The sequence below is a fragment of the Microcoleus sp. C2D2 genome (assembly GCF_036702495.1).
GTDB lineage: Bacteria > Cyanobacteriota > Cyanobacteriia > Cyanobacteriales > Microcoleaceae > Microcoleus.
In genome coordinates this window covers 1-1091 of record NZ_JAUBTO010000420.1, presented here as the reverse complement: position 1 = coordinate 1091, position 1091 = coordinate 1, and the positions used below count along the sequence as shown (strand labels likewise).

2 protein-coding genes and 1 pseudogene are annotated in these 1091 nt (G+C 47.3%); all 3 read left to right on the top strand.

What is annotated here, in order from left to right; all coding sequences use genetic code 11:
* Positions 1-149 precede the first annotated feature (149 nt).
* Positions 150-416: a hypothetical protein gene (locus tag QUB61_RS39665; RefSeq protein ID WP_333136972.1), complete on the top strand. Its 267-nt coding sequence runs from the start codon at positions 150-152 to the stop codon at positions 414-416.
* A gap of 165 nt (positions 417-581) precedes the next feature.
* Positions 582-647, top strand: a pseudogene (locus tag QUB61_RS39660) (hypothetical protein); the annotation flags it as partial.
* A gap of 85 nt (positions 648-732) precedes the next feature.
* Positions 733-876: a DUF72 domain-containing protein gene (locus QUB61_RS39655; RefSeq protein WP_333136974.1), complete on the top strand. Its 144-nt coding sequence runs from the start codon at positions 733-735 to the stop codon at positions 874-876.
* Positions 877-1091: the final 215 nt, after the last annotated feature.

Genomic DNA, 1091 nt, shown 5'->3' with positions numbered 1-1091 from the left:
CTGAGTTTCATCTATTTTTTAACCAATGTAAATACCCCCTTGACAATTTAGCCATCACCTTAACTTGTCACTAATGGCGAGTAGGAATAATCTTTGCTGTAGGAATAGCGCTGATTTTTAGCTCCGAATTAGAATTTTCGGGCAACAAAATGCAAGCGATCGCTACACCTTTAACCCCGGAAGCTACGTCTTACGAAGTTGCCCGTCCCGATCGGCAGCCAACAAGCGATACAGAGAAGGATGCCAGTGGTGTACTTGACAATATCCGAGAAAAGCTGAATCTCGACCAACCCATTGCCCCCAGTACCAAAAAATTTATAGAATCGGTAAAAAATAACGCGGGGGAAGCAGTTACGCCAGCACGGGAAGCAGTAGAAAAAGCTACAGAGGGAGGTAGCAGCGATCGACCCAACTAATTCAATCGCATCCTGTTTCCAAATATCAAATTCTTAGTCCCCCTCTGCTGGGACGAGAGTTTGTTTAGTAGGGATTTCAAGATCCGAATCATCGAAGGGATAACGAACCCGGATTTGATTGTTCACATCCGCACTTCAGGTTGGAGTTACGACCGTTGGCAAGGTGTGCTTTCTCCCCACCAGCTACCCCCGCCCAAAGATCTCGATCGCTATATCCAGCACTATCAAACCGTCGAAGTTAATAGCACCTACTACCGCTGGCCACCAAACGCTACCTTCGCGTTCCTGGCGATCGCGCCTCCGACAAGGATTTCTGATGACTGTAAAAGCGCCCCGCGGTCTAACGCACTCCAAGCATCTTTACTCGCCAGAAAAGTGGTTGGAACCCATGAGTGAGGGACTTCAATGCTTGGGCGATCGATTGGGTACTCTACTCGTGCAGCTTTCTCCCCAGTTATGAGCTTGAGGACTTTGTTAAAAGCTTCGCCGGGAAACCCTACAGGGAACTCATATAAGCGAGGAGGAACGAAGCAGCCGTGCAGATAATCTTCAGTCGGCTGGTGCCCAGCAAGTTATCGATCGGATGGACGATCTTATCGGGTGCATCTCACTTTTGCGAATGTGTCAAAAAAGAGTTAAAATGAAAAAGCTAGTAAAATCGTCAAATAAAGATGA

Excerpts from the sequence above, each read along its gene's own strand:
- QUB61_RS39665 (WP_333136972.1), top strand. The coding sequence starts at position 150 with ATGCAAGCGATCGCTACACCTTTAACCCCGGAAGCTACGTCTTACGAA.
- QUB61_RS39655 (WP_333136974.1), top strand. The coding sequence starts at position 733 with ATGACTGTAAAAGCGCCCCGCGGTCTAACGCACTCCAAGCATCTTTAC.